The organism is Eximiradius proteiniborus (assembly GCF_058546985.1).
In genome coordinates this window covers 135,217-161,047 of sequence record NZ_CM178592.1, presented here as the reverse complement: position 1 = coordinate 161,047, position 25,831 = coordinate 135,217, and the positions used below count along the sequence as shown (strand labels likewise).

The 25,831-nt window shown below is 34.8% G+C and carries 24 protein-coding genes and 1 tRNA gene; 6 read left to right on the top strand and 19 right to left on the bottom strand.

Features of this window, described 5'->3' with window-relative positions:
• Position 1 precedes the first annotated feature (1 nt).
• Genes ACY2LT_RS00680 through ACY2LT_RS00645 form a run of 8 tightly spaced genes read right to left on the bottom strand, consistent with a single transcriptional unit; the run spans position 2 to position 6,978 of the window.
• On the bottom strand, positions 2-1,483 hold the full coding sequence (locus tag ACY2LT_RS00680) for a phytoene desaturase family protein (protein WP_491815681.1): 1,482 nt from the start codon (positions 1,481-1,483) through the stop codon (positions 2-4).
• Positions 1,473-2,213 (bottom strand): tetratricopeptide repeat protein, encoded by a 741-nt coding sequence (locus ACY2LT_RS00675; RefSeq protein WP_491815679.1) that lies wholly within the window; start codon positions 2,211-2,213, stop codon positions 1,473-1,475. Before ACY2LT_RS00675 ends, ACY2LT_RS00680 begins: the two co-directional genes overlap by 11 nt.
• A complete protein-coding gene (locus ACY2LT_RS00670; RefSeq protein WP_491815678.1) occupies positions 2,189-3,229 on the bottom strand; it encodes a glycosyltransferase family 2 protein in 1,041 nt (346 codons plus the stop codon). The genes ACY2LT_RS00675 and ACY2LT_RS00670 overlap by 25 nt, the downstream gene beginning before the upstream one ends.
• A gap of 56 nt (positions 3,230-3,285) precedes the next feature.
• Entirely contained in the window at positions 3,286-3,888 is a 603-nt protein-coding gene (locus tag ACY2LT_RS00665; RefSeq protein ID WP_491815676.1) for a lysophospholipid acyltransferase family protein, read from the bottom strand.
• A complete protein-coding gene (locus tag ACY2LT_RS00660; RefSeq protein WP_491815675.1) occupies positions 3,881-4,537 on the bottom strand; it encodes a carotenoid biosynthesis protein in 657 nt (218 codons plus the stop codon). Before ACY2LT_RS00660 ends, ACY2LT_RS00665 begins: the two co-directional genes overlap by 8 nt.
• Complete coding sequence (locus tag ACY2LT_RS00655; RefSeq protein ID WP_491815673.1) at positions 4,534-5,373, bottom strand: phytoene/squalene synthase family protein; 840 nt, start codon at positions 5,371-5,373, stop codon at positions 4,534-4,536. Before ACY2LT_RS00655 ends, ACY2LT_RS00660 begins: the two co-directional genes overlap by 4 nt.
• A 41-nt stretch (positions 5,374-5,414) precedes the next feature.
• The gene (gene miaA / locus ACY2LT_RS00650) at positions 5,415-6,353 is read right to left on the bottom strand and encodes a tRNA (adenosine(37)-N6)-dimethylallyltransferase MiaA (RefSeq protein ID WP_491815672.1); all 939 of its coding nucleotides are present in this window, start codon (positions 6,351-6,353) and stop codon (positions 5,415-5,417) included.
• On the bottom strand, positions 6,346-6,978 hold the full coding sequence (locus ACY2LT_RS00645) for a protein-L-isoaspartate(D-aspartate) O-methyltransferase (protein ID WP_491815671.1): 633 nt from the start codon (positions 6,976-6,978) through the stop codon (positions 6,346-6,348). Before ACY2LT_RS00645 ends, miaA begins: the two co-directional genes overlap by 8 nt.
• Before the next feature lie 187 nt (positions 6,979-7,165).
• Between ACY2LT_RS00645 and sucC the strand changes: the two genes are divergently transcribed.
• Both sucC and gmk read left to right on the top strand, forming a co-directional pair.
• Entirely contained in the window at positions 7,166-8,407 is a 1,242-nt protein-coding gene (gene sucC / locus ACY2LT_RS00640; protein WP_491815670.1) for an ADP-forming succinate--CoA ligase subunit beta, read from the top strand.
• A 72-nt stretch (positions 8,408-8,479) separates the two neighbouring features.
• On the top strand, positions 8,480-9,043 hold the full coding sequence (gene gmk, locus ACY2LT_RS00635; RefSeq protein WP_491815669.1) for a guanylate kinase: 564 nt from the start codon (positions 8,480-8,482) through the stop codon (positions 9,041-9,043).
• 46 nt (positions 9,044-9,089) lie between these two features.
• Here gmk and ACY2LT_RS00630 read toward each other — a convergent pair whose 3' ends face one another.
• From ACY2LT_RS00630 to ACY2LT_RS00620, 3 genes are read right to left on the bottom strand one after another with little or no spacing between them, the layout of a single operon-like run.
• Positions 9,090-9,506 (bottom strand): biotin/lipoyl-containing protein, encoded by a 417-nt coding sequence (locus ACY2LT_RS00630; protein ID WP_491815667.1) that lies wholly within the window; start codon positions 9,504-9,506, stop codon positions 9,090-9,092.
• A gap of 10 nt (positions 9,507-9,516) precedes the next feature.
• Entirely contained in the window at positions 9,517-9,816 is a 300-nt protein-coding gene (locus ACY2LT_RS00625) for a hypothetical protein (RefSeq protein WP_491815666.1), read from the bottom strand.
• Positions 9,817-9,827: 11 nt separating this feature from the next.
• Entirely contained in the window at positions 9,828-11,381 is a 1,554-nt protein-coding gene (locus ACY2LT_RS00620; RefSeq protein WP_491815664.1) for an acyl-CoA carboxylase subunit beta, read from the bottom strand.
• A 298-nt stretch (positions 11,382-11,679) separates the two neighbouring features.
• Between ACY2LT_RS00620 and dnaE the strand changes: the two genes are divergently transcribed.
• Positions 11,680-15,219, top strand: a complete 3,540-nt coding sequence (gene dnaE / locus ACY2LT_RS00615; protein WP_491815663.1) for a DNA polymerase III subunit alpha — start codon at positions 11,680-11,682, stop codon at positions 15,217-15,219.
• Complete coding sequence (locus ACY2LT_RS00610; protein WP_491815662.1) at positions 15,194-16,729, top strand: NAD(P)/FAD-dependent oxidoreductase; 1,536 nt, start codon at positions 15,194-15,196, stop codon at positions 16,727-16,729. Before dnaE ends, ACY2LT_RS00610 begins: the two co-directional genes overlap by 26 nt.
• Here ACY2LT_RS00610 and ACY2LT_RS00605 read toward each other — a convergent pair.
• The 6 genes from ACY2LT_RS00605 to guaA all read right to left on the bottom strand — a co-directional run bounded on the left by ACY2LT_RS00605 (position 16,713) and on the right by guaA (position 22,174).
• Positions 16,713-16,892 carry a hypothetical protein gene (locus ACY2LT_RS00605; RefSeq protein WP_491815660.1) on the bottom strand — a complete coding sequence of 60 codons (180 nt, stop codon included), beginning with the start codon at positions 16,890-16,892 and terminating at the stop codon, positions 16,713-16,715. The two genes, ACY2LT_RS00610 and ACY2LT_RS00605, sit on opposite strands and share 17 nt — an antisense overlap.
• Positions 16,889-18,097: a sodium ion-translocating decarboxylase subunit beta gene (locus ACY2LT_RS00600; protein ID WP_491815659.1), complete on the bottom strand. Its 1,209-nt coding sequence runs from the start codon at positions 18,095-18,097 to the stop codon at positions 16,889-16,891. The genes ACY2LT_RS00605 and ACY2LT_RS00600 overlap by 4 nt, the downstream gene beginning before the upstream one ends.
• 159 nt (positions 18,098-18,256) lie before the next feature.
• On the bottom strand, positions 18,257-18,541 hold the full coding sequence (locus ACY2LT_RS00595; protein ID WP_491815657.1) for a hypothetical protein: 285 nt from the start codon (positions 18,539-18,541) through the stop codon (positions 18,257-18,259).
• A gap of 165 nt (positions 18,542-18,706) precedes the next feature.
• Positions 18,707-19,366: a radical SAM protein gene (locus tag ACY2LT_RS00590; RefSeq protein ID WP_491815656.1), complete on the bottom strand. Its 660-nt coding sequence runs from the start codon at positions 19,364-19,366 to the stop codon at positions 18,707-18,709.
• Positions 19,363-20,625: a UDP-N-acetylglucosamine 1-carboxyvinyltransferase gene (gene murA / locus ACY2LT_RS00585; RefSeq protein WP_491815655.1), complete on the bottom strand. Its 1,263-nt coding sequence runs from the start codon at positions 20,623-20,625 to the stop codon at positions 19,363-19,365. Before murA ends, ACY2LT_RS00590 begins: the two co-directional genes overlap by 4 nt.
• A gap of 16 nt (positions 20,626-20,641) precedes the next feature.
• Entirely contained in the window at positions 20,642-22,174 is a 1,533-nt protein-coding gene (gene guaA / locus ACY2LT_RS00580; protein ID WP_491815653.1) for a glutamine-hydrolyzing GMP synthase, read from the bottom strand.
• A 155-nt stretch (positions 22,175-22,329) separates the two neighbouring features.
• Between guaA and ACY2LT_RS00575 the strand changes: the two genes are divergently transcribed.
• A tRNA-Gly gene (locus tag ACY2LT_RS00575) sits at positions 22,330-22,402 on the top strand.
• Between the two features lie 78 nt (positions 22,403-22,480).
• On the opposite strand, the gene ACY2LT_RS00570 is transcribed toward ACY2LT_RS00575, so the two are convergent.
• Positions 22,481-23,626 carry a hybrid sensor histidine kinase/response regulator gene (locus ACY2LT_RS00570; protein WP_491815652.1) on the bottom strand — a complete coding sequence of 382 codons (1,146 nt, stop codon included), beginning with the start codon at positions 23,624-23,626 and terminating at the stop codon, positions 22,481-22,483.
• Positions 23,627-23,849: 223 nt separating this feature from the next.
• On the opposite strand from ACY2LT_RS00570, the gene ACY2LT_RS00565 reads away from it, so the two are divergent.
• Complete coding sequence (locus ACY2LT_RS00565) at positions 23,850-24,935, top strand: PorV/PorQ family protein (RefSeq protein ID WP_491815650.1); 1,086 nt, start codon at positions 23,850-23,852, stop codon at positions 24,933-24,935.
• On the opposite strand, the gene ACY2LT_RS00560 is transcribed toward ACY2LT_RS00565, so the two are convergent.
• Positions 24,932-25,816, bottom strand: coding sequence for a T9SS type A sorting domain-containing protein (locus ACY2LT_RS00560; protein WP_491815649.1), 885 nt, complete (start codon positions 25,814-25,816; stop codon positions 24,932-24,934). The genes ACY2LT_RS00565 and ACY2LT_RS00560 overlap by 4 nt on opposite strands.
• Between the last annotated feature and the right edge of the window lie 15 nt (positions 25,817-25,831).

Below are 25,831 nucleotides of genomic sequence, written 5' to 3'. Positions count from 1 at the left end.
TTTACTTATAAATGTAATGCATAATTCTTTCGAAAGCAAGTTTGGAACTGATTATTCCCATTGGAAGTCCAGCGCCGGGATGAGTTGAGGCACCAGCATAGAAAACATTTTCGAATACTTCGTCGTAATTTCTGGGTCGGAAAGCACCAATTTGCCACATGTTGTGAGCAAGCCCGAGCCCACTTCCACGATATAAATTGAATTTATTTTGCCAATCAATTGGTGTGAAGAATCTTTTAGATACAATATGGTTATGAATATTAATACCTATTCTGTTCGAAAAATCATTTATTATGCTATTAACAATATTTTCAGCATCATCCCAGTTATTTTTATATCGTAAATCCGGAACAGGGCAAACAATAAAAACACTTTCGCATCCAATGGGAGCAAGTTCTGTATTATGTTTTGAAATTACATTTACGTAATAGTAAGGTTTTTCTAATGTATCGGGATTACGGTAAACGTTTTTTGCATAATCAGTGTAGTTTTCACCTAAAAAATAATTGTGGTGAGCTACATTATCGAGTTTTATGTTCAGTCCCAGGTATATTGTAAGATACCCCATTGTCCATTGCATCTTGTCTAATCGAGATTGAGCAAAATCTTTTCTTTTGAGAACTCTGCCACGAAAATAAGCAGCATCAGAATTGATAAGATATATATCTGCAGACCAGGAATTACCTTTGTTGTCAAGGAAAGCAGATATTTTTGAATCGTTTGATAGAAAATCAATAACTTCTGTATTGTAGTAAATTTTAACGTTGTGTTTTTTTAGTTCTTTGAGAATACCTTCGACAATTTTATACATTCCACCTACTACATTGTGGTAGCCATCGTGTTTGAACTCGGTATACGAGAGTAAAGTATAAATTCCCATAGTATCGAATGGAGTTCTGCCAAGAAAGAAAGCAACAAGAGATATGATTTGCTTGACTGTTTCGGAATCAAAATAACGAGAAACCTGATTATAAAAATTTCTCATAAGAACAGGTAAATGGCGAGGATTGACTTTCATTAAATTTCGGAAATAAGCGAGATAAGAATCAAAGTTTGATTTGATGACAATATCAATAGTATCGTGGAACATACCACCAGCTTTAGATAAATATTTTTTGAATTTTTGTTCGAACTCCGGTTCAATATCATTGAACTGTTCGGCAAGTTTTTTTTCGTTTTTGAAAAGGTAAAATAATTTGGAACTGTTGCTAAAATTGACTACATACAGAGGGTCGAGCGGATAGTATTTAAACGGAAGCTTGATGTTGCAATCTTTTGCAAATTGTTCGAATTCATAGGACATACTAAAGAAACTCGGACCGGTATCGAAAGTAAAACCATCAAAAGAGAGTTTGTTTAATCTTCCACCAGCGGTTGCTGCTTTCTCGACAATTGTAACCTGAAAACCTTTCGAAGCAAGGCGAAGGGCTGCAGCAAGTCCAGAAATACCAGCACCAACAATTAGAACAGATTTATTTTGCATTTTTACTCCTAATCTTCTTATTTAATTCGGGGTAGAGTTCGTTTTTTACCCAATGGAAATTTGGGTAAAGCGACAAAGTAGCTTCATAATATTTTTTTGCTAAATCAAAATTATCGAGTTCGATATAAGTATTAGCAATACTCACAAGAAGATTTAAATAGTTCCAATTAGATTTATAAGAATCGTTAGTTTCAAGTATTTTTTTTGCTCTCAGATATGAGTTCAAAGCTTCGGTTTTAGAGCCACCTACAATAGAAGGTGAGTAGAATTTAATATTGCCCATTTGAAGGTGGGCGAACCAATTATCCTGCGACAACTTAAGAGCATTTTCGGCATTATTGACGCTTTTGGGCCCTAAAAATGGAGCTTTAAATGGAGACATTGCAACTTTAAACCCTAGAAAAGCTGCCCGATAAGCATAAACTGATGATAGAGAAAATTTTATTTTTTCTAATTCATCGAGAGTGTTTTCAGCTTTCTCGATATATTTTTTTGCTTCATCGTATTTTTTCTTCCCAACACACCAAGCAATGTAGCCATATTGATAATTCACAAATTCAAGTTTTTTTTCGGGTGTATCTCTGAACAGGACTTCATTATTATCAATGAAAGACTTCCATTCATTCATTTTATCTGAAACAAAAAATGAAAGGATTTTTTCATTATTTTGGGAAAATGCAAGAATTGGAAACATAACAAAGAAAATCATTTTACATAACGACCTTTCCATAAGTATCCTTTTTTTCTCCTTTCGATTAATGATTTGAAAATCAAAAAAATTAAAACTATTTGACGAATAGGTTGAGTAAGTATGTTAAAGATAACAGATTGATTGCTAAGTATAAAATTAATAAATAAAGTAGTCAATTGGATTGTAAAAACGGCGATAAAAAACTTGAAATCAGTAAAGATGAGAGTGAAAGGTAGGGAAAATGTATTGACAAATACATAAAACAAAGCGAAAAGAGTTGAATTTCTGAAAAATGAAATGACATTTTTTGCGAAACCCTTAATTGCCTCAGAAAAGGAAGAGTACATTCGACAGGTGATTTCATCATCACCGAGAAAACAAGCAACCGGAACTCTGTTTTTCTTCAAAAAGTAGGCAATAGCAATATCTTCTACCCTATTTGATTTAAATTGTTCATAAGGATTAAATTTATTATAAGTATCACGATTATATAACATAAATTGTCCATTAGCAGCAGAAAGAGAAGGAAAGAATCTTGAACGCACAGTAACCAATGGTAGCAATGAGAGTAAAATAATATTCATTAATGGAACAACCAACTTCTCCCCAAACGACACCATAATTTGTTTAGGGAAAATACTGATTAGCCCCAATTTTTTGCTTTGCATATATGAAATTGAACGTCGGAGAATGTTCCCGGAAATGCGTACATCCGCATCTAAGAAAAGAAGATAATCACCTTTTGCGTGTTTGCCTAAATTCCAGCAAGCATAGGGCTTTCCGTACCAACCTTCGGGCAGAGAAATTCCATTGATAACCTTGATGAAGCTATATTTTTTGGAAAAATTCCCGGCAATGATTCCTGTATCATCATTTGAAGCATCGTTGTAGATAATTATTTCTAAGTTTGGGTAATTTTGAGATAAAATATCATTTACAAGAATTGGCAAATTGTTTTCTTCGTTTCTTGCAGGAATTAATACTGAAACAAGAGGTTCATTCTCCATCTCTAATGGATTTCGAGGCAACTTAATACGAAAGAGTAAATTGCTCAATGCAACCAAAAATTGTAGGAATAAAAAAACTAAAATAATATATGTTATTAATTCCATCATTGACGAGATGATAACTTACAAGATTGAAAAAAATCATTATAATCTGCTTCGATTGACTGAATATTCTGAGCTTCCCATTCTTTGAAATACATAAAAAGAGAAGGCTTTCGATACGAAAAGTATTCAATAAAATTACAAACAAACAAAACCTGAATATTGCCGGATTTATTTATGATTTTACTAATACCTTTCTCAAAATGAATGTAATCTGTATATATACTTTGAATTTCACCCTGTGGAAAGAGGAAAACAGCATTTTGAGGATTTTCGAGAAGTTTAATAGTGTAATTGATTGAGCAAACTACATCTTTTGAGTTTTTCCTGATAGAGAAACCTCCAATTTTATTAAAGAATCTGTATTTAAGGAGTTGTTCTTCTAACATCATAAAATAAAGCTTTCTGTGAGTTATTTTTTCATTAAAGTAGTTGAGCCAGAATCCATCCCACCAGCTTTGATGATTCGCTAATATCAGGATAGGCTTATTTCTATCAATGAAATTACCTTGCAAACACACTTTTTCAAAATTAAACTTAATCTTGAAATGAGTATAAAATTTAAAGAATAAATAATAAACGTAATTATGTTTTGCTTCAATCATAGATGAAATTTTTTACAATAAAGACAATTAATAAAAACAACATTTGAGAAAAATATACCAGGGAAGACAATGGATTGTTGAATCTAATTTTAGCAACATAATAAATAGATTGAATAAAAAAAGAAACAAAAAACCACACTACATAATTTTGAATTGGAATTATAGAACTTTGCCAATACCACATACCTAAAAAATCAGCAACAAGCTCTACAACTACATCATAAAACAACATCAAAAAAGAGGCAAAAACAATTTTTAATAACCCATTAGGATTAATTAATCCATTGGAAATTGAAGCAGTTATGTATGACAGGAAGAGCCAGTTAATTCCTATCATCAAAGGCGTATCGAATAGTTTCGGACCAAGCCCAATTCCATAGTAGTAATTGCCAAAAACAGCACCAGTTTGAACTCCGGCTACTTCAATGCAAAAAGTGAATAAATATACGAAAGAAAAAATAATTATCTCTTTTACTTTGAAACTATCTTGATGAAATAGGAAAATAAGAATAGTTGTAAAAATCAAAGTGAGTGGAGTTAAATATTGAAAAAAATTGTGAGTAAATTTTATGGAAAACCCTAATGAACCTATAATGTATATTAAAATAATTAGTTTTTTCGCTTCTAATTCACTTATTTTCAGGGTCATAGTAATCTCAATTTGTAAACGAAGAATGACTTAATTGTAAGCAATAATTTGATAAAATTAGGAACGCTAACTCTTTGTTGCATCACTTTATCTGCTGAAAGTTTATCAATTCGAGAAGTGAGAGAGCGATAATAATAATAAGCTGCTAAAACTGCAAAACGGGCTCTACCTTCCAACTTTCTAATGCCTTTGATTGCTTCTGAAAAGTCGTTTTCAATATCAGTAATAATTTGCTTTTTTACTTCATCATTGAATTTCTGGTTAATGAGTTCCGGAAAATAAATTCTACTGAGTTGATTATTATCGAAGTTTAAATCGCGCAGAAAGTTAACTTTTTGGAAAGCAGAACCTAAGCTCATAGCTGGATGATAAAGCTCATGATATTTGTGTTCGTCTCCATCGACAAACACTTTTAAGCACATAAGTCCTACAACATCGGCAGAACCATAAATATATTTTTTGATCTCCTCTCTGGAAGAATAAATGCTTTTGTTAAGGTCGCTTTTCATACTTGAAAGAAACGCATCAATAAGGTCGTACGGAATGCTATATTTGATTACAGTTTCAGCAAATGCAAAAAGCACAGGGTTTGAGCTAATCCTATGCTTTAATGCATATTGCAAATCTTCTTCTAATTCATTGAGCAGTTTCTCTTTGTCGAAGTTGTGAAAAGTATCGACAATTTCATCTGAAAGACGAACAAATCCATAAATTGCAAATATAGCTTCTCGCTTTTCTTTCTCCAAAAAACTCGTAGCAAGAGAAAACGAAGTGCTATATTGTTTGGTAATAATCTCGCTAATTTTAAAGGAGACTGATTTATATAATTCAAGCATATTTTTTTAAAATAGATAACTGTAAAATTGTATTCTAAATTTCAAATTAAATATTTTTTCTTAACAAAATCTACAATAAACTTCGTATTTTCTGTTAAATTCTTATTTAACCATATTATTTCGGGGCACTGATTTCTGAACCAGGTGAGCTGGCGTTTAGCATAATGACGCGTGTTTTGTTGAATTTTAGAAATTGTATCTTTTTCACTCAATTGCCCTTTTATGAATTGGATAGTTTCTTTGTAACCAACAGTGTTGAGAGCATTCAAGTTTTCAGAATATCCCATTTCGAGAAGTTGCACAGTTTCTTTAAGAAGTCCATTATTCCACATTTGAACAGTTCTAAGATTGATTTTCTCGTACAGAACTATTCTTGGATTATCTATTGCAAAATAACAGCAATTATAATTTTTTTCAACAAACTGAGAATGATGAGAAACAGAAAAAGGAATGCCAGTAAGTCGGTAATGAGATAAAGCTCGAATAATTCTGCGCGGGTTCATATCCGAATATTTTTGAGCAGAAACAGGGTCAACAGCGGAAAGTTCTTGATAAATAGCTAATCTACCTTTTTCAGCTAATTCTTGTTCAAGTTGCTCTCTGATTGCAAGGAGTTCATCAGAAGGGGTATCGTCGTGGAAAAAGCCTTCACAAAGTGCCTTGATGTATAGTCCAGAACCACCAACCACAACAGGAATCTTACCACGAGAAATAATGTCTTGAATAGCATTATCGGCATCCCTTTCAAACATACCTGCAGAATAGTATTCATCAGGATTTTTTATGTTGATAAAATGATGTGGAGCGCGTTTCAGTTCATCTTCGGTAGGCTTGGCAGTTCCAATATCCATAAATCTATATATTTGGCGGGAATCAGCCGAGATAATTTCAACAGGTAAATAGTCAGTTAGAGCAAGAGCAAGTTCTGTTTTACCAGATGCAGTAGGACCTGCAATAATAAACAATTCAATTTTATTCATTACTCCAACCTTCTTCTCCGATAAGTGGAACGAATCTAAAAGAATCTTTCCTAATAATTTCGTATTGACTTGAAGAGGAACGAATAACAAGTGTCATTATTTGTTCACTTCGGGAACCAACCGGGATGACAAGCTTTCCACCTATTTCCAGTTGATTAATTAAGCAAGAAGGGATGTCCGGAGCAGCAGCGGTAACCATTATTCTATCGAAAGGGGCAAATTCAGGTAAGCCTTTCGAGCCATCGCCCAAAAACAAGTTTGCTTGAATATTAAGACTTGCAAAAATTTTTTTGACTTTATTATGCAAAAATTCAATTCGTTCAATAGAGTAGACAATACAACCAAGAATCTGAAGAATGGCACATTGGTATCCACTGCCAGTGCCAATTTCCAACACTTTGCAACCTTCGAAGGTATCAAGAAGTTCCGTCATATAAGCAACTGTGTAAGGTTGCGAAATGCTTTGACCACACTCAATTGGGAGAGCGTTATCTATGTAAGCTTTTTCCTTTTGGTCGTCCGGGACAAAAATTTCACGCGGGACTTTCTGAATAGCAGTAAGCACTCGCTCATCTTTTATTCCTTTACGGCGAAGAGAGACGATTAATTTATTTCTTTCTTCCAAAAAGTATTTAGGATTAATAACCAATTTTAATTAACAGATAATTATTAAATATAAATTAAAATAATGATTTTTGAAGATTAATGAAAATAATTCTATCAATTATTAAACATTAAAAAATAAAAAAAAAATATATTCGATTAATAAAATTTGAAATAACATACGAAATTAATTACATTGAGGATATTATATGAAAATTCATGAACATCAAGCAAAAGAGTTACTGAGAAAATATGAACTTCCAATATTAAAAAGTGCAGTTGCATATTCAGCAGATGAAGTAGGCAAATTGACGTGGGATTTATTTGAATCTCAGGGAACAAGTGTGGTTGTGTTGAAAGCACAAATACACGCCGGAGGAAGAGGAAAAGGTATTATTCAAAACGCAGATACAAATGAACCTGTAATGTTTGAAGGAAAACAATTACACGGAGTTACAATTATTAAAAACGGTCAGTTAGCTGATAAAGCATATAGAATATCGAAGGAAATTTTTGGGAATAAGCTTGTTACATTGCAAACCGGAGCAGAAGGCAAAATAGTTAATCGAATTTTAATTGAAGAAGGATGCAGCATAGAACGTGAATATTATGTTGGAATAGTTCTTGATCGCCAACTTGGGAAAAATACTATTATGGCATCCACTCAGGGTGGAATGGAAATCGAAAAAGTTGCAGAAGAGACACCAGAATTAATTTTGAAAGAAATAATTGAACCTAAAATTGGATTTCAAGATTATCAAGCGCGTAGACTTGCATTTGGGTTAGGTTTGGAAGGTGCAGCATATAAAAATTTTATAGATTTTATCCATAAATTAGTGATAGCTTATGATGAACTTGATTGCAGTTTGCTCGAAATCAATCCACTTGTCCTGACCAGCGATAATAATTTTGTTTTACTCGATGCAAAAATCACTTTTGACGATAATGCTATTTTCAGGCATCCGGAGTATTTAGAATTGCGAGATATAAGCGAAGAAGATCCATTAGAAGTTGAGGCATCGAAATACGATTTGAACTATATTAAATTAGATGGAAATGTTGGTTGTATGGTAAACGGTGCCGGGCTTGCAATGGCTACGATGGATATGATAAAGCTATCGGGTGGCTCGCCGGCGAATTTTCTTGATGTCGGGGGAGGTGCAAACGTTGAACGAATTGCGAATGCATTCAAAATTATGATGAGCGACTCAAACGTTAAGGCAGTATTAATAAACATTTTTGGTGGAATTGTTCGATGCGATAAAGTTGCGAACGGGATAGTGGAAGCATTAAAGACAGTTCAAGTGAATTTGCCTGTAATAGTGCGATTAGATGGAACAAACGCAGAAGAAGGCAAGCAAATTTTATTGAATTCTGGATTACAATTCGAAGTAGCTTCCGATTTGAAAGAAGCTGCAGAACTTGTATCAAAAGTATTAAGCAATAATTAAAGAACATATAATTAAATATAATAAGACAGGGAAAGAACCTGTCTTTTTTATTGAATAACAAGAAGGAAAGATATGAACAAAAAGAAATTAGTTGCAATTTCTGCACCGAGTGGTGGAGGGAAATCGGTTGTTACCAGACATATTTTAAATAAATTTCCAGATGTGATTTTTTCAGTTTCTGCAACAACCCGTCAGCGGCGTCCAAATGAAGTAGATGGAAAAGACTATTTTTTTCTGACTAAAGAAAAATTTGAAGAATTGATAGCACAAAATCAATTAATCGAGTGGGAAGAACTTTTTGGTAATTATTACGGAACCTTGAAAAGCGAAGTACAGAAAGCGATAGACAACAATAAAATTATGCTTTTTGATATTGACGTAAAAGGTGCTTTGTCTTTAAAAAAGCATTTTCCTAATGATACTCTCCTGATATTTTTGGCACCACCATCTAAAGAGGTATTGATTGAAAGGCTGAAAAAGCGTGGAACAGAATCAGAAGAGCAATTAAAAAATAGACTTGCAAGGGCAGAACTGGAAATTTCTATGAGCAAAGAATTTGATCAAATTATTGTAAACGACATATTAGAAGAGACTTTGCAAAAAGTGGAACAGGTATTTATTGATAATTGCCAATAAAAAAAGAGGCTGTTTAAAAAACAGCCTCTTTCTAAAACCATTAATCTTATTTATAGGTAAGAAGAACTTGTCCTGATTCAACGGAATCATTAACTTTAACTTTAATATCGGCAATAACACCATCTCGAGAAGAAGAAATATTAGTTTTCATTTTCATAGCTTCGAGGATAACAACAACTTGTCCTTCTTTTACGGAATCACCGGGTTTAACAGGCACTTCGATAACGACACCGTTCATAGGAGAAGTAAGTGAGTTAGCATCAGAAGCAGAAGTCGAGGCTTTGAAAGCACCTTTCTGGCGAGGTTCTGATGCAAAAGCCGTAGGCGGAGGAGTCATTGGAGTAACCTGTGCAACTGGAGGCACAAAGGGAAGCTGAGGTCCAGATGATGAATCAGTATCTTCTAATACTTCAACTTCTACCTCATATTCTTTTCCATTTACAGTTATTCTTAATTTTTTCATAAAAAACCTTTTATTCTTGTGAACTAAACAATTTCAATTTCCCAATACGAGACCAAGAAGTATCAGCCTGGTCGCGAACAAATTTTATCTTACGAATCTGAAAAGCACGACCGAGAACAAAGCTTGCAGCAGCAGTAATAGCAGCCACAGTTTCTTTGTCGATGGAATTAGATTGCTCATTGTCTGCACTATTTAATTGCTTGGATGTATTTAGCGACGAAGTAAGCGCAGCAATAACTTCTTTGCTATTTGGGTTTTGAGGAACGATAACAAGCACTAAAGCTGCTTGTTCAATTAATTTATCGAGCATAAGAACTCCTATTATAAAGGAATAAGTCCGTGTTTCTTTTGTGGACGTAAATCTCTCTTGTTTTTCAAAGATTCGAGAGCAATAGAGAGATATTGTCTTGTTTTCATAGGTTCAATGATAGCATCAACCAAACCAGATTCTGCAGCTGGATAAGGCGAAGCGAATTGAATCCTGTATTCTTCGATAAGTTCTCTGCGTTTAGCTTTTGGATCGGGAGCATTTTTAATTTCATCTTTGAAAAGCACAGAAACAGCACCTTCAGCACCCATAACTGCAATTTCAGCAGTTGGCCAAGCAGCTACACGGTCGGCACCTAAACTTTTAGCACTCATTGCAAGATAAGCACCACCATAAGCTTTACGCACAATAATTGTAACTTTTGGAACAGTGGCGGCAGATAACGAAAAGAGCATTTTAGCTCCGTGACGGATAATTCCGCCAAATTCTTGTTCTACACCTGGCAAGAATCCCGGAACATCAACAAAAGAGATGAGAGGAATATTAAAGGCATTGCAGAAACGAATAAAGCGAGAAGCTTTATCTGAAGCGTCAATATCTATACAGCCAAATTTTTCTTTCGGTTGGTTAGCAACAATACCTACTACATTACCGTTAAGACGAGCAAAGGCAACAATCATATTTTTAGCAAAATGTTCCTGCACTTCCATTATACTGCCGGGGTCGAATACACGGAGAAGGATTTCCATCATATCGTAAGCTTCGCGATGGTCGTCCGGAACAATTTCATTGAGGTATGGGTCTTCGATAATTTGAATTGTTCCATCACCATAAGAAGGAGGATTTTCGGTATTGTTTTGAGGCATATACGAAAGCAATCTTTTACAAATTTCAATTGCTTCTGCATCGTTTTGAGCAACGAAGTGGACATTACCGCTGTGGCTTGCCTGAGCCATTGCACCACCAAGTTCTTCGGCAGAGATTGCAACACCAGTAGCTTCTTTAACAACATTAGGACCTGCAATAAACAATTTACCAATGCCTTGAACCATTATAATAAAGTCCATTAAAGCAGGAGAATAAGCAGCACCACCAGCACAAGGACCGGCAATTATTGCAATCTGAGGAACAACGCCCGACAACAAAACATTGTGATAGAAAATTTCACCATAGCCACGAAGTGAATTGATAGGTTCTTGAATACGAGCTCCACCACTATCGTTGAAAGCGACATAAGGAACACCATTTTTTAATGCTTTAAGCATAACTTCGCAAATTTTCCAAGCATGGCGTCCACCGACACTGCCACCCATAACAGTAAAATCCTGGGATGAAGCATATGCAAGGCGACCATTGATCGCACCCATAGCGGTAACAACACCATCACCCGGCAACTTTTTACCTTCCATTCCAAAAGCGTCGCCGGAATGCTCTACAAACTTGTTAATTTCATCATAAAATCCATTATCAAATAAAAGATGAAGTCTCTCACGTGCAAGCAATTTACCTGCATTGTGCTGAGCTTCGATTTTGTCGATACCTCCACCAAGAAGGATTTCTGCTTCTTTTTTCTTAAGCTCTTCGATTTTTTCTTTTACTGTTGCCATACTCATTATTAGTTTTTTGTAAAAACGATTTTAATGATACAAAACTATAAAATATATCTTACTTATACAACTTTTTGATACAAATTTATCGATAATTCTCAATTCTCAACAACCCCAATAAATACAAGGACTTACAAATTATTATTAACAAATTTTAATATTTTTACGGATTTTATCGAGATATTAATATCAATAAAACATTATCAAATTAAATTTTCCACATTTGAAAATCTATCGCAATTGGATTTTCAATATTCGTTATATTTGTCAGGTATCATTATGAATTTAAGGGTAAAAAATGCCTCAGTTTGTTCATTTGCATAATCATAGTCATTATTCAATATTAGATGCTCTACCTACGATAAAAGAATTAGTTGCTGCGGCTGTTGAGGATAGACAGCCAGCAATAGCATTGACTGACCACGGAGTAATGTATGGAACAATAGAATTTTATCAGGAAGTGTTAAATGTAAATAAAAGTTTAAAAGAGAAAGGAGAAGAATATCAAATTAAGCCAATTATTGGTTTTGAAGCATATATAGCGAGTGGTTCGCGTTTCGACAAAACGTCTCTGAAAGCAGATACAAAAAAGAAGAATTATTATCATCTCTTGTTGTTAGCAAAGGATATTACGGGATACAAAAATCTAATAAAATTGACTTCAATTGGGCACTTGGAAGGTTTTTATTACCGACCAAGAATTGATAAAGAAGTGCTCGAGAAATACAGCGAGGGGCTTATTTGCACTTCTGCTTGTCTTGGAGGAGTGGTATCATCGCATTTGCTAAAAGGAGATTATGAAACCGCAAAAGCAGAAGCAAAATACTACAAAGAATTATTTGGAGATGATTTTTATTTAGAAATTCAGAATCATTTTTATGATGAAGACAAAATTGTGCTTCGTGATATGCCAAAATTAGCAAAGGAGCTTGGTATAAAGCTTGTTGCTACCAATGATATTCATTATATGAAGCAGGAAGAAGCAATTGCTCATAATATATTATTGCATATCAGAGATGCATCGGGCAGCGAAGCAGTTGATTATAAAAAATTAAGGTATAGAACGCCTGAATTTCACTTTAAAACTTCTGCTCAGATGGTGGAAATATTTAAAGATTTTCCCGAAGCAATCGCATCAACACTTGAAATTGCAGAAAAATGCAATTGCCAGCTTGATTTAAAAACATTGTATATGCCAGAATTTCCTATTCCGGTTCATTCTAAAGCTGAAACATTAGATGATTATTTACGGGAACTTGTTTTCGAAGGGTTAAAAAATAAATATGATAAAGTAACGGAAGAAATCATTCAAAGAGCAGAATATGAACTGGAAGTAATTAAAAATATGAAATTTCCGGGATATTTTTTAATTGTATGGGACTTTATCAGAGCAGCAAAGGAACGCGGTGTGAGAGTGGGACCAGGGAGAGGCTCAGCTGCCGGAAGTATTGTAGCATATGCACTTGATATAACAAACGTTGACCCGCTTAAATATAATTTGCTTTTCGAAAGATTTTTAAATCCCGACAGAATTTCGATGCCTGATATAGATATTGATTTTGCAGACGACAAGAGATACAGAGTAATTGACTATGTTAAAGAAAAATATGGTGCGAATGCAGTTGCACAAATCATTACATTCAGTAAATTATCCAGCCGCGCTGTTTTGACTGATGTAGCAAGGGTTTTGAGCATACCGCTGAACACGGTAAAAGAAATAACTTCCAAAATACCTGTTATTCTGGGAAAGGTACTACCAATAGTTGATGCGATAGAACTTCCTGACCTGAAATGGCTGAAAGAAACAAAAGATGAAAAGCTTCAAGAATTGATTGAATATTCCAAAATGCTTGAAAATCGAAATAGAGCTGTATCAACACACGCAGCAGGAGTAGTAATTGCCCCTGGTGAGATTACCGATTTTGTCCCTGTTGTTCCACCAGCTAAAAGTGATAAAGATTCTAATGATGTTGTTACACAATACTCTATGGCTGAATTGGAATCAGCTGGACTTGTCAAAATGGATTTTTTGGGGTTAAAAACACTTTCAGTAATTGAAAATACACTAAATATGATAAAGGAAAATTACGGAAAAGATATTGACATTGACAAAATTGATTTTGATGACCCTAAGACATATAATCTGATAAGTGAGGGACATACGCTTGCTGTGTTTCAATTTGAATCTGACGGGATGCAAGATTATCTGAGGAAATTAAAGCCACAGAATTTAGAAGAACTTACAGCAATGAACGCTTTGTATCGACCAGGACCAATGGAAAATATTCCTGAGTTTATTGATAGAAAGTTTGGACGAAAACCAATTGAATATCTGCACCCATATATGGAAGAATCACTGAAAAATACTTATGGGATAATAGTTTATCAGGAGCAAGTGATGCAGCTTGTTCAAAAAATTGCAGGTTTTTCACTTGGTCAGGCAGATATTTTGCGAAGAGCTATGGGAAAAAAGAAAAAATCAGAGATGGATAAAATGAAACCATTATTTATTGAAGGAGCAAAGAATAATGGTATCAATGAAAAATTAGCTCAGGAAATATTTGATTTAATTGAAAAGTTTGCAAATTATGGTTTTAATAAATCACATTCGCTTGCTTATTCCTATCTTGCATTCCAAACAGCTTGGTTAAAAACACATTATCCTGCTGAATTTTTAGCCGCGAATATGACAAATGAAATAAATAATCAGGATAAAATTGTTGAATTAATTGATGAAGCAAAAAAGTTTAATATAAAAGTATTACCTCCAGATATAAATCAGTCTGCAACAAATTTTATCGCGAGAGGAAATGTGATTTATTTTGGACTTGCAGCAATAAAAAATGTCGGAATTCCAGCGGTGGACAACATTGTTCAAGCAAGAAGGGGTGGAGATTTCACTTCGTTTTTTGATTTTGTGAGGCGTGTCGATACTTCGCTAATTAATCGAAGAACGATTGAAGCACTAATTTGTGCTGGTGCTTTTGATAAGCTTCATCCGAATAGCAGAGCTTCCTTATTTGAATCCATTGAAACTGCTTTAGATTATGCAAAGGCTTACCAAAACTACAAAGCAGAGGCAACAGATAGTTTGTTCGGTGGTCAGAGCGATGCCGAACCCAAGATGCCAAAATTGTCGAATGTAGAAGAATGGGAACAAAGCAAAAAATTAGAAAAAGAAAAAGAATATCTGAATTTTTATATTTCAGGACATCCACTACAAGAGTATGAAATAATATTGAAGTCTGTGAATAATTTTAATTTTTCGAATGTAGATAATCCTCAAATCGGAGATTATCTGCGTGTTATGGGGCTTGTTTCTGAAATCAGAACAAGATTGGACAAGAATAAAAATACAGTTGGATTTATAACTCTGGAAGATTTTACCAGCAAATTGAGGGTGATTTTTTGGAGCGATGCTTATTGTCAGTATCAGAGTGTTATTGAAAAAGATAAGCCATTGGTAGTTGTGGGTAACTCTTCGTTTAGCGGAGAATTTATTGAAATTGTAGCCGACCAGGCATACAGCATTGAAGAATTTTTCCAGAAATATGTAGAAGGCTTCAAAATATGGATTGATGTCGATAATATTACTGAAAAAAAGATTGAAGAGATGGCAGATAAGCTTGAAAAATCTGACAAAGAAACTAAGATACAATTTTTTATTAAAAATGGTGAATCAAAGAAAAATTATATAGCATTTAATCAAAATTTTTCTGTTAGCACTAAAAATATTGATTTATTATGCGAAATTTTTGGTGAAGAAAATATAAGATTACTAATATCCAACGTTGAAAAGACAACAAAGAAAAATGGAAATCGATGGAGTAAAAATTAATACAATTGAAGTTCGCTTACCGATTGAATATTCAAAAGCAGAACTGGAGCAACAAATTGCCCGAATGGTAGGAAGCAATTTGTTTTCTTATGATATAGTTTTGAAAAGCCTTGATGCAAGAAACAAAAGAGATATACATTGGAAAATAAGAATAAATGTATTCAAAGGTGATAGCAAATTCAGTTTTAAAAGCAATTTTTTAGATATTAAATTTAGAAAAAGAGATAATAAAATATGTGTTGTTGGCAGTGGTCCAGCTGGTTTTTTTGCGGGATATATTCTACAAAAAGCAGGATACGAGACAATTATTATTGAGAGAGGAAGTGAAGTTGCAAAACGGAGTAAGTTGATTAGCAAGTTTGAGCAAAAAGGCGAATTCTGTGAAAGTGCTAACTATGCTTTTGGAGAAGGTGGAGCCGGAACATTTTCAGATGGGAAACTGACTTCTCGAACAAAAAACATAGATAAAGAAAAGAATTTTGTCATTGAAAGTTATATTGAGGCGGGAGCGCCAGAGGAAATACGTTATTTATCGCACCCACATATAGGAACAAACAACTTAATTAAAGTGGTAAGAAATTTAAGGCAAAAATTTGAGGAAATTGGTGGCAAGATTTTATTTGAAACAACATTACAAGACATAGTAATCAACGATAGACAAGTAGTTGCAATTGAAACAGATAAAGGAAAGATTGACTGCGATTATTTATTCGTTGCTTGTGGACATTCTGCGTATGACACATATCGATTGTTATTAGGAAAAGGTGTGAAGTTTCAGAATAAAGCATTTGCTATTGGTTCGAGAGTAGAGCATTTGCAAGAAATAATTAATCTTTCGCAATGGGGCAAGAAAAAAATCAACGGACTTAAAGCAGCAGAGTATAAATTAACTCACAAAGCAACAAATGCACTTCCAGTTTATTCTTTTTGTATGTGTCCGGGGGGCAAAATAGTGCAAGCAAGTCCCCAAAAAGGATTGAGCATAGTAAACGGGATGAGTTATTACAGCAGAAGTTCACCGTGGGCGAATTCAGCAATTGTTGCAGGGATTTTTTTGCCAGAATTATTGAATAAGGAAATAACACCTAATGAAGCTTTAGATTGGCTTGAACAAAAAGAACAAGTTTTCTACGAACTTCATAATAATTTTGAGCTTCCAGCAAATATCATCCAGAACTTCATTGAAGAGAAAAGAAGTAATAGGTTCCCAGAAACAAGTTATTCATTTGGACTTTTTGATTATGATTTCAGAGAATTATTCCCAGATGCGATATATCAGTCGTTACGAAAGTCATTAATAGAATTTTCAAGGAAAATAAAAGGTTTCGAGGAAGGAGTAATAATGGGATTTGAAAGCAAAACTTCATCACCAATACAAGTAATAAGAGACGAGAATTATTTAGCTGCTGGATATGCTAATTTATTTGTGATTGGAGAAGGAAGCGGAAGAGCAGGTGGAATAATAAGTTCAGCAGTTGATGGTATAAAGGCAGCTACAACTTTGATTTAGTGGCATTCTTTTTAATTCCAAAAGCGATAATCGAAAGACCTGTAAAAGCAAGTATATAACCGGCAGAGTTCCCGAGAGAACCTGCCGGTAATGTTTTTGTAAGAGAGATTCCAATAACAGAGGTTAGAATTCCAATTATCCAGAATAAATAATATTTTTTCATTTAAGCAATGTTACAAAAATTGCAGCAATAATAGCACTTGTGATAACTCCAGAAATATTTGCTCCTAACGCATCAGGCATAACGATAGAGTTAGGATTTTCTTTAAAGACTGATTTTTGAGCAACTTTTGCAGTTGTTGGGACGCAACTAACACCAGCAATTCCAATAACAGGGTTAAATTTACCTTTAGTTATGAAAAACATAATATATCCGCCAAGAATACCCCCAATTCCTGAAAGCAGCAACGCTAAAATACCAAGCACAAGGAGTTTAAAAACAGCGGGATTTAGAATAATGCTTGCTTCACATAACACCCCCAATAGAATGCCGAGAAAGAGAGTAGCAGTGTACAACATTGGTCCGCTAACAAGAGAAATATAATGATTAATGCCGGACTCGCGAATAGCCACACCTAAAAACAGAGAAAAGAATAAAGGTGCAGCAACCGGGAATAGCAAGCACAGTACAACGCACGTAACGAATGAGAATGCTAATTTTTCGTTTGAGGAAATTACTAATATTTTTTTTGGTGGCGGCATTTTAATAGCTCGTAATTCTTTCGGAACCATTAATTTTATTAAATATGGATAGCCACCATAAGTTAATCCAAGATATAAATATGCGACAACTGTTATTGGAATGAATAAATTTTTCGATAACATCAGTGAAGCAAAAAGCACCATAGGACCATCCGCTCCACCAACCATTGCTATTGAGGCAGCATCATTCGGTGAAAGCCCCATCCAAACAGCAATCGGAAATGTTAGAATTGTTCCAAGTTCTGCACACAGAGCAATAAACATACTGGTAAAAGGTCTTGCAAGAAGAAAACCGACATCGAGCAAAGTCCCGATACCCATAAAAACAACACAAGCAATTAATCCATTACTAAATGTATAAGTAAAGACAGGTTGGAGGAAATCAATTTGCAGTATTGTAAGAAGTTCATTGTAATCGGAAATCATAGGATTGATAAAAAGAGTGCCGTGAGCACCATTATCGAGTATCAAAACCCCAGCATTAATGGCAGCCATCCCTAAACCCATAGGAATCATTAAAAGCGGCTCCAGTATTTCTTTCCTTCCTAAATATACAAGCAGCCCACCTAAAAAAATCAAGAATATTCTACCCAAAGAGATAAGAAGAGGAGCAGAAAAGAAAGTTGAAATACCTTGAAACATATTGACAATATCGAACTCACCCATTTGTAAAAATCCCTAATTCTTTTTAATAATTTTTAAGAAGGAATAAACCGATTTAATAACAAAAACCACGAAGAATGAGATTAAAGATGCTATTGCATAAACAATTAGCGACAGTATAAGCGGATTTTTCATAAACATATATCTATTTTAATTAACAAATTATCTTAAATAATGAGATTGCATAATGTGAAGTTTTCCAATTCTCGACCAAGCTGAATCATTTGGGTTTTGGAGAAACTTAATGCTTCTGACTATCACAGATTTATTTAGCACTGATTCGCAAGCGGCGGTTAATATTGCTATTAGTTCGTCGTCTGAAATTTCATTTTTTTCTAAAAACTTTTTTTCTTCAATATTTTTGAGATGGTAATAATATTTTAAGCCGAAAAATCTAAATAGCCAAGTTATTATGGCTAAAATTGCCAGAATTAACAAAATTTCCATTTTTCCTGCCTTGAAATAATAAAAAAGAAATTATTTGTGATAAATAGTCTGTTTCAGAAATGCTACTATGACTATTATCTGCAATCATACTTAAAAACTTTACAATTTAATTATATGCAAAATTAGAAGAAAATTATGTATAAAAAAATATCGAGAAAAAAAACTTTATACACCGCGGGTATTTGGTTCCCAGATATATTTATGAATTTGGAGTTGCAATCTAATATTGAGAGATGAAGAGAGAATTAATTCAGCTAATTTGCGAGGTTCAATTAGTCCAAAAGCAGGAGAAACCAAGACAGCAGCTACGCGCTCTATCAGATTATATTTTATGATAATATCTTTAGCCCATAGGAAGTCGTTTTCATCAGAAATGACAAATTTTACTTCATCTTTTTTATCAAGGTAATTGAGATTGGAATAATTATTAAATTTACTCATACCTGAGCCGGGACATTTCATATCCATAATTTTAATAACACGACTATCCAGCTTGGAAACATCAGCGTATCCGTTTGTTTCGATAGCAACCTGATAACCTAAATCACACAGGTACTTTGCTAAAATGTATGTATTATCCTGGGCAAGTGGCTCGCCACCAGTAAGTTCGACAAACTTGCATTTGTATTCTTTTATTTTTTCAAGAATTTCGTCAATAGACATAATATTTTTGTTGATATTTAGTTCGAGAGCGTAGTCAGTGTCGCACCAGTGGCAGCGAAGCATACATCCTTGCATACGAATAAAAATACATGGCAATCCTGCTCGTGTTCCTTCGCCCTGAATGGAAAAGAAAATCTCATTTATATTTAATTTCTCTGTCATATTAAATCAGTTTTAACTCTTTTGATATTAGCACCAATGGATTGAAGTCTTTGCTCAAAATTTTCATAGCCACGGTCAATGTGATATACACGAAGCACCTCTGTTGTGCCTTCAGCAATAAGTGCAGCAAGCACAAGCGAAGCTCCGGCGCGAAGGTCGGAAGCCATAACTGTTGCTCCGGAAAGTTTGCGACCACCTTGAACAATAGCAGAATTATCAACAACTTCAACATTAGCACCCAGTCGAATTAATTCTGGAACATGCTTAAACCTATCAGGATAAATTGTATCAGTAATTTTTGAAGTGCCCTCGGCAGCAAGCATCAAAGCTGTCCATTGAGATTGAACGTCAGTTGGGAAACCGGGGTATATAGTTGCTGTAATATCGACAGGTTTTGGCTTGCCGTTCATTTCTATAGATATTTTATCAGCATTGACATCGATATCGCAACCGGCTTCTTCTAATTTAGCAATAACAGCGGTAAGGTGATAAGGGTTTGTGTTTTCGAGTTCCAATTTACCACCAGTAATTGCAGCTGCAATTAAATAAGTAGCAGTTTCTATTCTATCAGGAATAGTGATTTCGTCCGCCGGATGAAGAGAATCAACACCTTCAATTTCAAGTTGAGGCGTACCAATACCATCAATTTTGGCGCCCATTTTCACAAGAAAGCGAGCAAGAGCAGTAATTTCAGGTTCTGTGGCGGCATTAGTAAGAAGAGAAGTGCCCTTTGCAAGAGCAGCAGCCATAAGCAAATTGCCCGTTGCTCCAACGCTTGAAACATCAAAATGAAAGCGATTGCCAATTAGCCGTTCGGCTTTGGCAACGACGTAACCGCTTTCGAGAGAAATATCAGCACCAAGTTTCTCGAGCCCTTTCAGATGCAAATCAACCGGACGTGGTCCCCAAGCACAACCACCTGGCATAGAAACTTTTGCGTATCCATAGCGAGAGACAAGTGGTCCAAGAACATAGAAAGAAGCCCGCATTTTTTTGACGTGCTCGTAAGGTGCTTCAAAACTTATGATATTAGTCGTATCAATGAACAATTCGTTTCCATTAAGTTCGCAGAAAGCACCCAAACTGTTCATCAGCCGGGACATAGTCCAGACATCACGTAAATTTGGGGTGTTTTTCAGATGGTAGGTTCCGGGTGCTAATAAAGTTGCGGGCATAAGAGCCAAAGAACCATTTTTAGCACCGGAGATTTTCACACGACCAACTAATCTATTTCCACCTTGAATTACAAATTTATCCATAGTAATACCTTTGAAATTATTCCCATTCGATCGTTCCGGGTGGTTTGCTTGTTATATCATAAACAACGCGATTTATACCCTGAATTTCATTAATTATTCTATTACTGATTTTTGCTAAAACATCATAAGGAAACTGGAACCAGTCTGCAGTCATACCATCAACAGAAGTAACCGCCCGTAACGCACAAACGTTTTCATAGGTTCTTTCGTCGCCCATAACACCAACACTTTGCACCGGCAATAAAACAGCAAAAGCTTGCCAAATTTTATCGTACAACCCAGCTTCGGTAATTTCCTGAATGTATATGTCATCAGCTTTTTGCAAAATTTCAATTCGTTCTTGTGAAATTTCACCAATAATCCTGATTGCAAGACCGGGACCAGGGAAAGGATGTCGCTTAATAAACCACTCCGGAACACCAAGCTGACGACCTACAGCACGAACTTCGTCTTTGAACAAATCTCGAAAAGGCTCTATTAATTTAAGACCCATTTTTTCGGGTAAGCCTCCAACGTTATGGTGAGATTTGATTACAGCAGAAGGACCTTTAACGCTAACAGATTCAATAACATCAGGGTAGAGAGTTCCCTGAGCAAGCCATTTTGCATTATTAAATTTTTTTGCTTCGATTTCGAAAAGCTCGATAAAAGTATTACCGATAATTTTTCTTTTTTGTTCAGGGTCGGTAACACCTTTTAGACGGGAAAGGAAAACATCGCTTGCATCAACTAAATCGATTGAGATATTGAAATTATCTTTGAACAGTTTCATTAATTTTGCACTTTCTTGAAATCGCATTAATCCAGTATCTATGTGTATGCAATGCAGTTTATTTCCGATTGCTTTGCTAAGCAAAACAGCAAGAACGGTTGAATCGACACCACCCGAAAGAGCACAAATGACTTCGCTTGCACCAACCTCATCCTGAATTTTTTTAATTGCACTATCAACAAAAGAGTGCATATCCCAAACTTCCCGACAGAGGCAGATTTTTCGGACGAAATTTTCAAGAATTTTTACTCCATCGAGCGAATGATGCACTTCAGGATGGAATTGCACGCCATATATTTTTTTCTCTTGATTGCGAATAGCGGCAATTGGGGCATTTTCAGTATGAGCAATAATTTCGAAGCCATCAGGAATTTTCGTAAGAGAATCACCGTGGCTCATCCAAACTTGTGAACTTTGGGACACACCTTCAAATATCAAGTCGGATTTGTCCACAATTAAATTTGCTCTACCATATTCACGTTTTGCAGCTTTGTTGACCTCACCACCTAACTGATAAGCAATAAGTTGCAAACCATAACAAATACCTAAGACAGGAACCCCCAAAGAAAAGACATCGAATTTAGGGATAGGAGCATTTTCAGAATAAACACTCGAAGGACCACCAGATAGGATTATTCCTTTGGGAGAAATGGCTTTAATAGTATCAATATCTATTGAAAAAGGATAAATTTCAGCATAAACATTCAATTCTCTAATTTTACGGGCAATAATCTGAGTATATTGAGAACCAAAATCTAAGATTACAATTTTTTCCATAATATCCTAAGAATTAGAAATAAAAAAACAAAAATAATAAAAGTGGAATAAATAAAAAATGAATAAAAAAATCGAAGATTGATAAAATTTTTCTTGCATAGTTAAAAAAAAGAATATATTTTTGTATTCACCAAACGGTTGTTCTTTGGTATAAAGCGAAAGTAGCTCAGTTGGTAGAGCACAACCTTGCCAAGGTTGGGGTCGCGAGTTCGAGTCTCGTCTTTCGCTCGACGAACAAAGTTCGTCTCTTCCTCTTTATGCTGCGTGCCTTGCTGTCACAATCCCCCCGATAGCAGGGCTTTTTTATTAAGAATGGTTTTGAGTAGGCTTTGGAAGCTTAACAAAAAAAGTAGTTCCTTTATTTTTTTCAGTCTCGAAGTAGAGAACGCCATTTTGTTTTTCTGCAAGTTCTTTGCATAGAACAAGTCCTAAGCCTGTCCCGGGTTCGTTCTCTGTGCCTGGTGTGGTATATTTTGCTTCAATACGGAAAACTTTATCTTTTGCTTCGTCGGAAAGCCCAACACCAAAATCTTTGACGTAAATTTCAACACTATCCCCGAAGTCGCGAGCCCCGAGAATAATTTTACTATTTGGATAAGAAAACTTAATAGCATTGGAAACAAGGTTTCTGAGAATTGTGTTTGTCTGATAATTATCAGCCCAGATGAATAAATCATCCTGAATTTCTTTTACGAATTCGATATTTTTATTGTTGGCAGTATCTTTAAAAAGACTAGATACTCTATCGAAAAGGTCGTGTACATCAATAATAATAGGGTTATACTGCAAACCACCGATTTGCGAGCGAGACCATTCGAGCAAATTTTCGAGAAATTCGAATAATTTTTTTGCGGCTGAATTCATACTATTGGCAATTTGCTGAATATCTGCACGTTCTAAAGAATCGTAAGCATCAACCAAGAGTTCAGACAAACCGATAAACCCGGTGAAGGGGCCTCGCAAATCGTGTGCAATAATGGAGAAGAACTTATCGCGTTGGGCAATAGCTTGTTTAAGCTCGGTTTGTGTTTTCTCGAGTTCTTTGCTATAACGGACTACTTCATCCCGAGAACGTTTTAAATTCAAATGCGTATTCACCCTACTTAATAGCTCAACAATATTGAATGGTTTAGTAATGTAGTCCTCGGCACCAACTTTAAAGCCTAAAACAATATCCTCTGTTTCAATTCTACCTGTAATAAACATAATAGGAATATCCTTTGTAAGGGAATTCTGTTTTAGTTTCTTGCAAACTTCAAACCCATCAATATCAGGCAAATTAATATCCAGCAGGATTAAATCCGGGACTTGATTTTGAGCCATATCAAGAGCCTGCTTACCATTCGATGCAAATAAAACAGTATATCCTTCTTTGTAGAGGACAGCACTTAATATTTGCAAATTTTTCGGATTATCATCAACTACAAGGATTAAAAATTGGTTCCCGACCATAACAATTCTCTCTGTAATTAATTAATAGCTGAATATTTTTTTGACGTAAATAATTCAGTAAAATTGATTAATTAATATTGATGATTACTTTACCTTCAAAGAATAATAATATTTGAAATTTACTATTAATCAATTCTTAAACAAAAACACGGTGGCATAATAATTGATATTAATAAACAGAAATGAATTAATGGCTTGAAATACAAATATTATCGAGCAAAAAATGAAAAAGAAAACAAATATATTGCGTAATATTAGCCAAATCAATAGAAACAAATGGCTGTTAGTATTATTCTTGCTTGGGCTATCCTCTTTACCTTTGTATTCATTCCAAACGAATGGCGGTTATGCTCAATCGTGGTTATCGAGAAACGTTGGTGGCAGAGGACTTGCTATGGGAGGAGCCTTTACAGCAATTGCGAATGACCCCTTTGCTATCTATTATAATCCAGCGGGAGTTGGCTTTTTCTCGCCAACACCGATTGTTGCATCGTCTGCCTCAAATTTAGGTTTTGACAGAACAAACGTAACGCTTGCTTATGCACAGCAAGTTACTGACAATGTAGGAGTTGGCTTTGGCATCAATAGCCAATATGCTGGTTCATTTACTCAAAGAGATATTCGTGGTAATCCGTATAAGCAGCTTTCTTCGTATCAATACAATATAGGTGCTTATGGTGCATACAGTATGGAGTTTGCAAGTATTGGATTTGGATTAAAGTATTTGATAGATAACCTAACAGGAGTTCCAACTGAAGCAACAGGAGTGGCGCTCGATGTAGGAGCAAAATTTAATGTATTTGATTTGTTTTCATTTGGATTAGCCGTCCAGAATATTGGCGGCACGATGCTTTGGAATACGCAAAATCATAGCACAGAAAATATTCCATTCACAATCAGAGCTGGTATTGGCATTGAATTCGGATTTAATGAACAAGTCTATACAACACGTTCTACTACTGATGGTGAAGAAGAAACTGTTTATATACCTCCAACAAGATATTTGATAATATCGATGGATGCAGTTTACAATCAATATGATTTGACACCAACTTTTATTATTGGAACTGAGATGGTTTTGCACGAATTAATAGGAATACGTGGTGGAATTTCTGTTTATGGAGATAAATACGGTAAACCACAGTTCTTCCCAAATACATATTGGGGAACAGGAATTTCGCTCAGACCGAAATTAGACGAACTATTTCCCAATATACCTTTCAAATCTCATATTGATTATACGGTTGGTAAAGAAATAAATGCAGAGAGTGGATTGTTTCATAATATTTCATTAGTATTTGAATTCTAATAGAAATTTACAACTTTTTTAGTAATCAAAAGATTATTCGAACTGTCATAAACTGAGATTATCAGAAATCCATTTGGAAGACTACTTTTTGGTATTTCGCAAAAAGAATTAGCCTCTAAGCTATAAACCATAATACCTTGAATATTGTAAATACTTATTGTGCCTTTACTTAAACTAACAATTAATCTATCATTTGTTTCTTGAATAGACGGTCTATCGATAGTTTCGTTAATGATAGAAGAATAATCTGGGTAAATAATTGAAACGGCATCTAAATCAAATCCAGAGACTAAAAATTGAGGTTGATAATATGGATGAGTTTCGTTTATTGAAACAATCAAAGACACATCTTTAATTTTTATATGCGTGATATAATCCAGCCCCAAATTGCTCAAATCAAAACCATCACCGCCACAATTTGGATAATCGAATGGAGATATTTGCCCATTGGTAGGTGTTTTGCCTGCCATACCTTCGAGCGTCCATTCGTTATAAGGGAAAGTAATAAAATTAACTCCATCCTGACTGACAGATACAATAGCAGGTTCTGCGAAAATTTTATTATCTATTAGCCTCTGAAAAGCATTTTCAAAGATAACAAAATCAACCCCTTCCCCATTTCGAATAACACCATTTATTATTCCAACAATAATTTCACCTCCAATGCCAATAGAACATAGTTCTTCCGGGCGTGACTCCGGAATAGTCCAAGAAGCATTGCCAGATGGAGCACCAAAAATATTATTCGGGAAATATTCTGTTGATTGCCCAGCGTTTTGCCCTGAACCAGGAACAAATGAATAGACTGTATCAATAAAAGTACCGCAATATAAATAAGTATTGCTTAATAAAATTATCAGAATAAAGAAAAATCTTTTCATATTTTTTTCACCAAT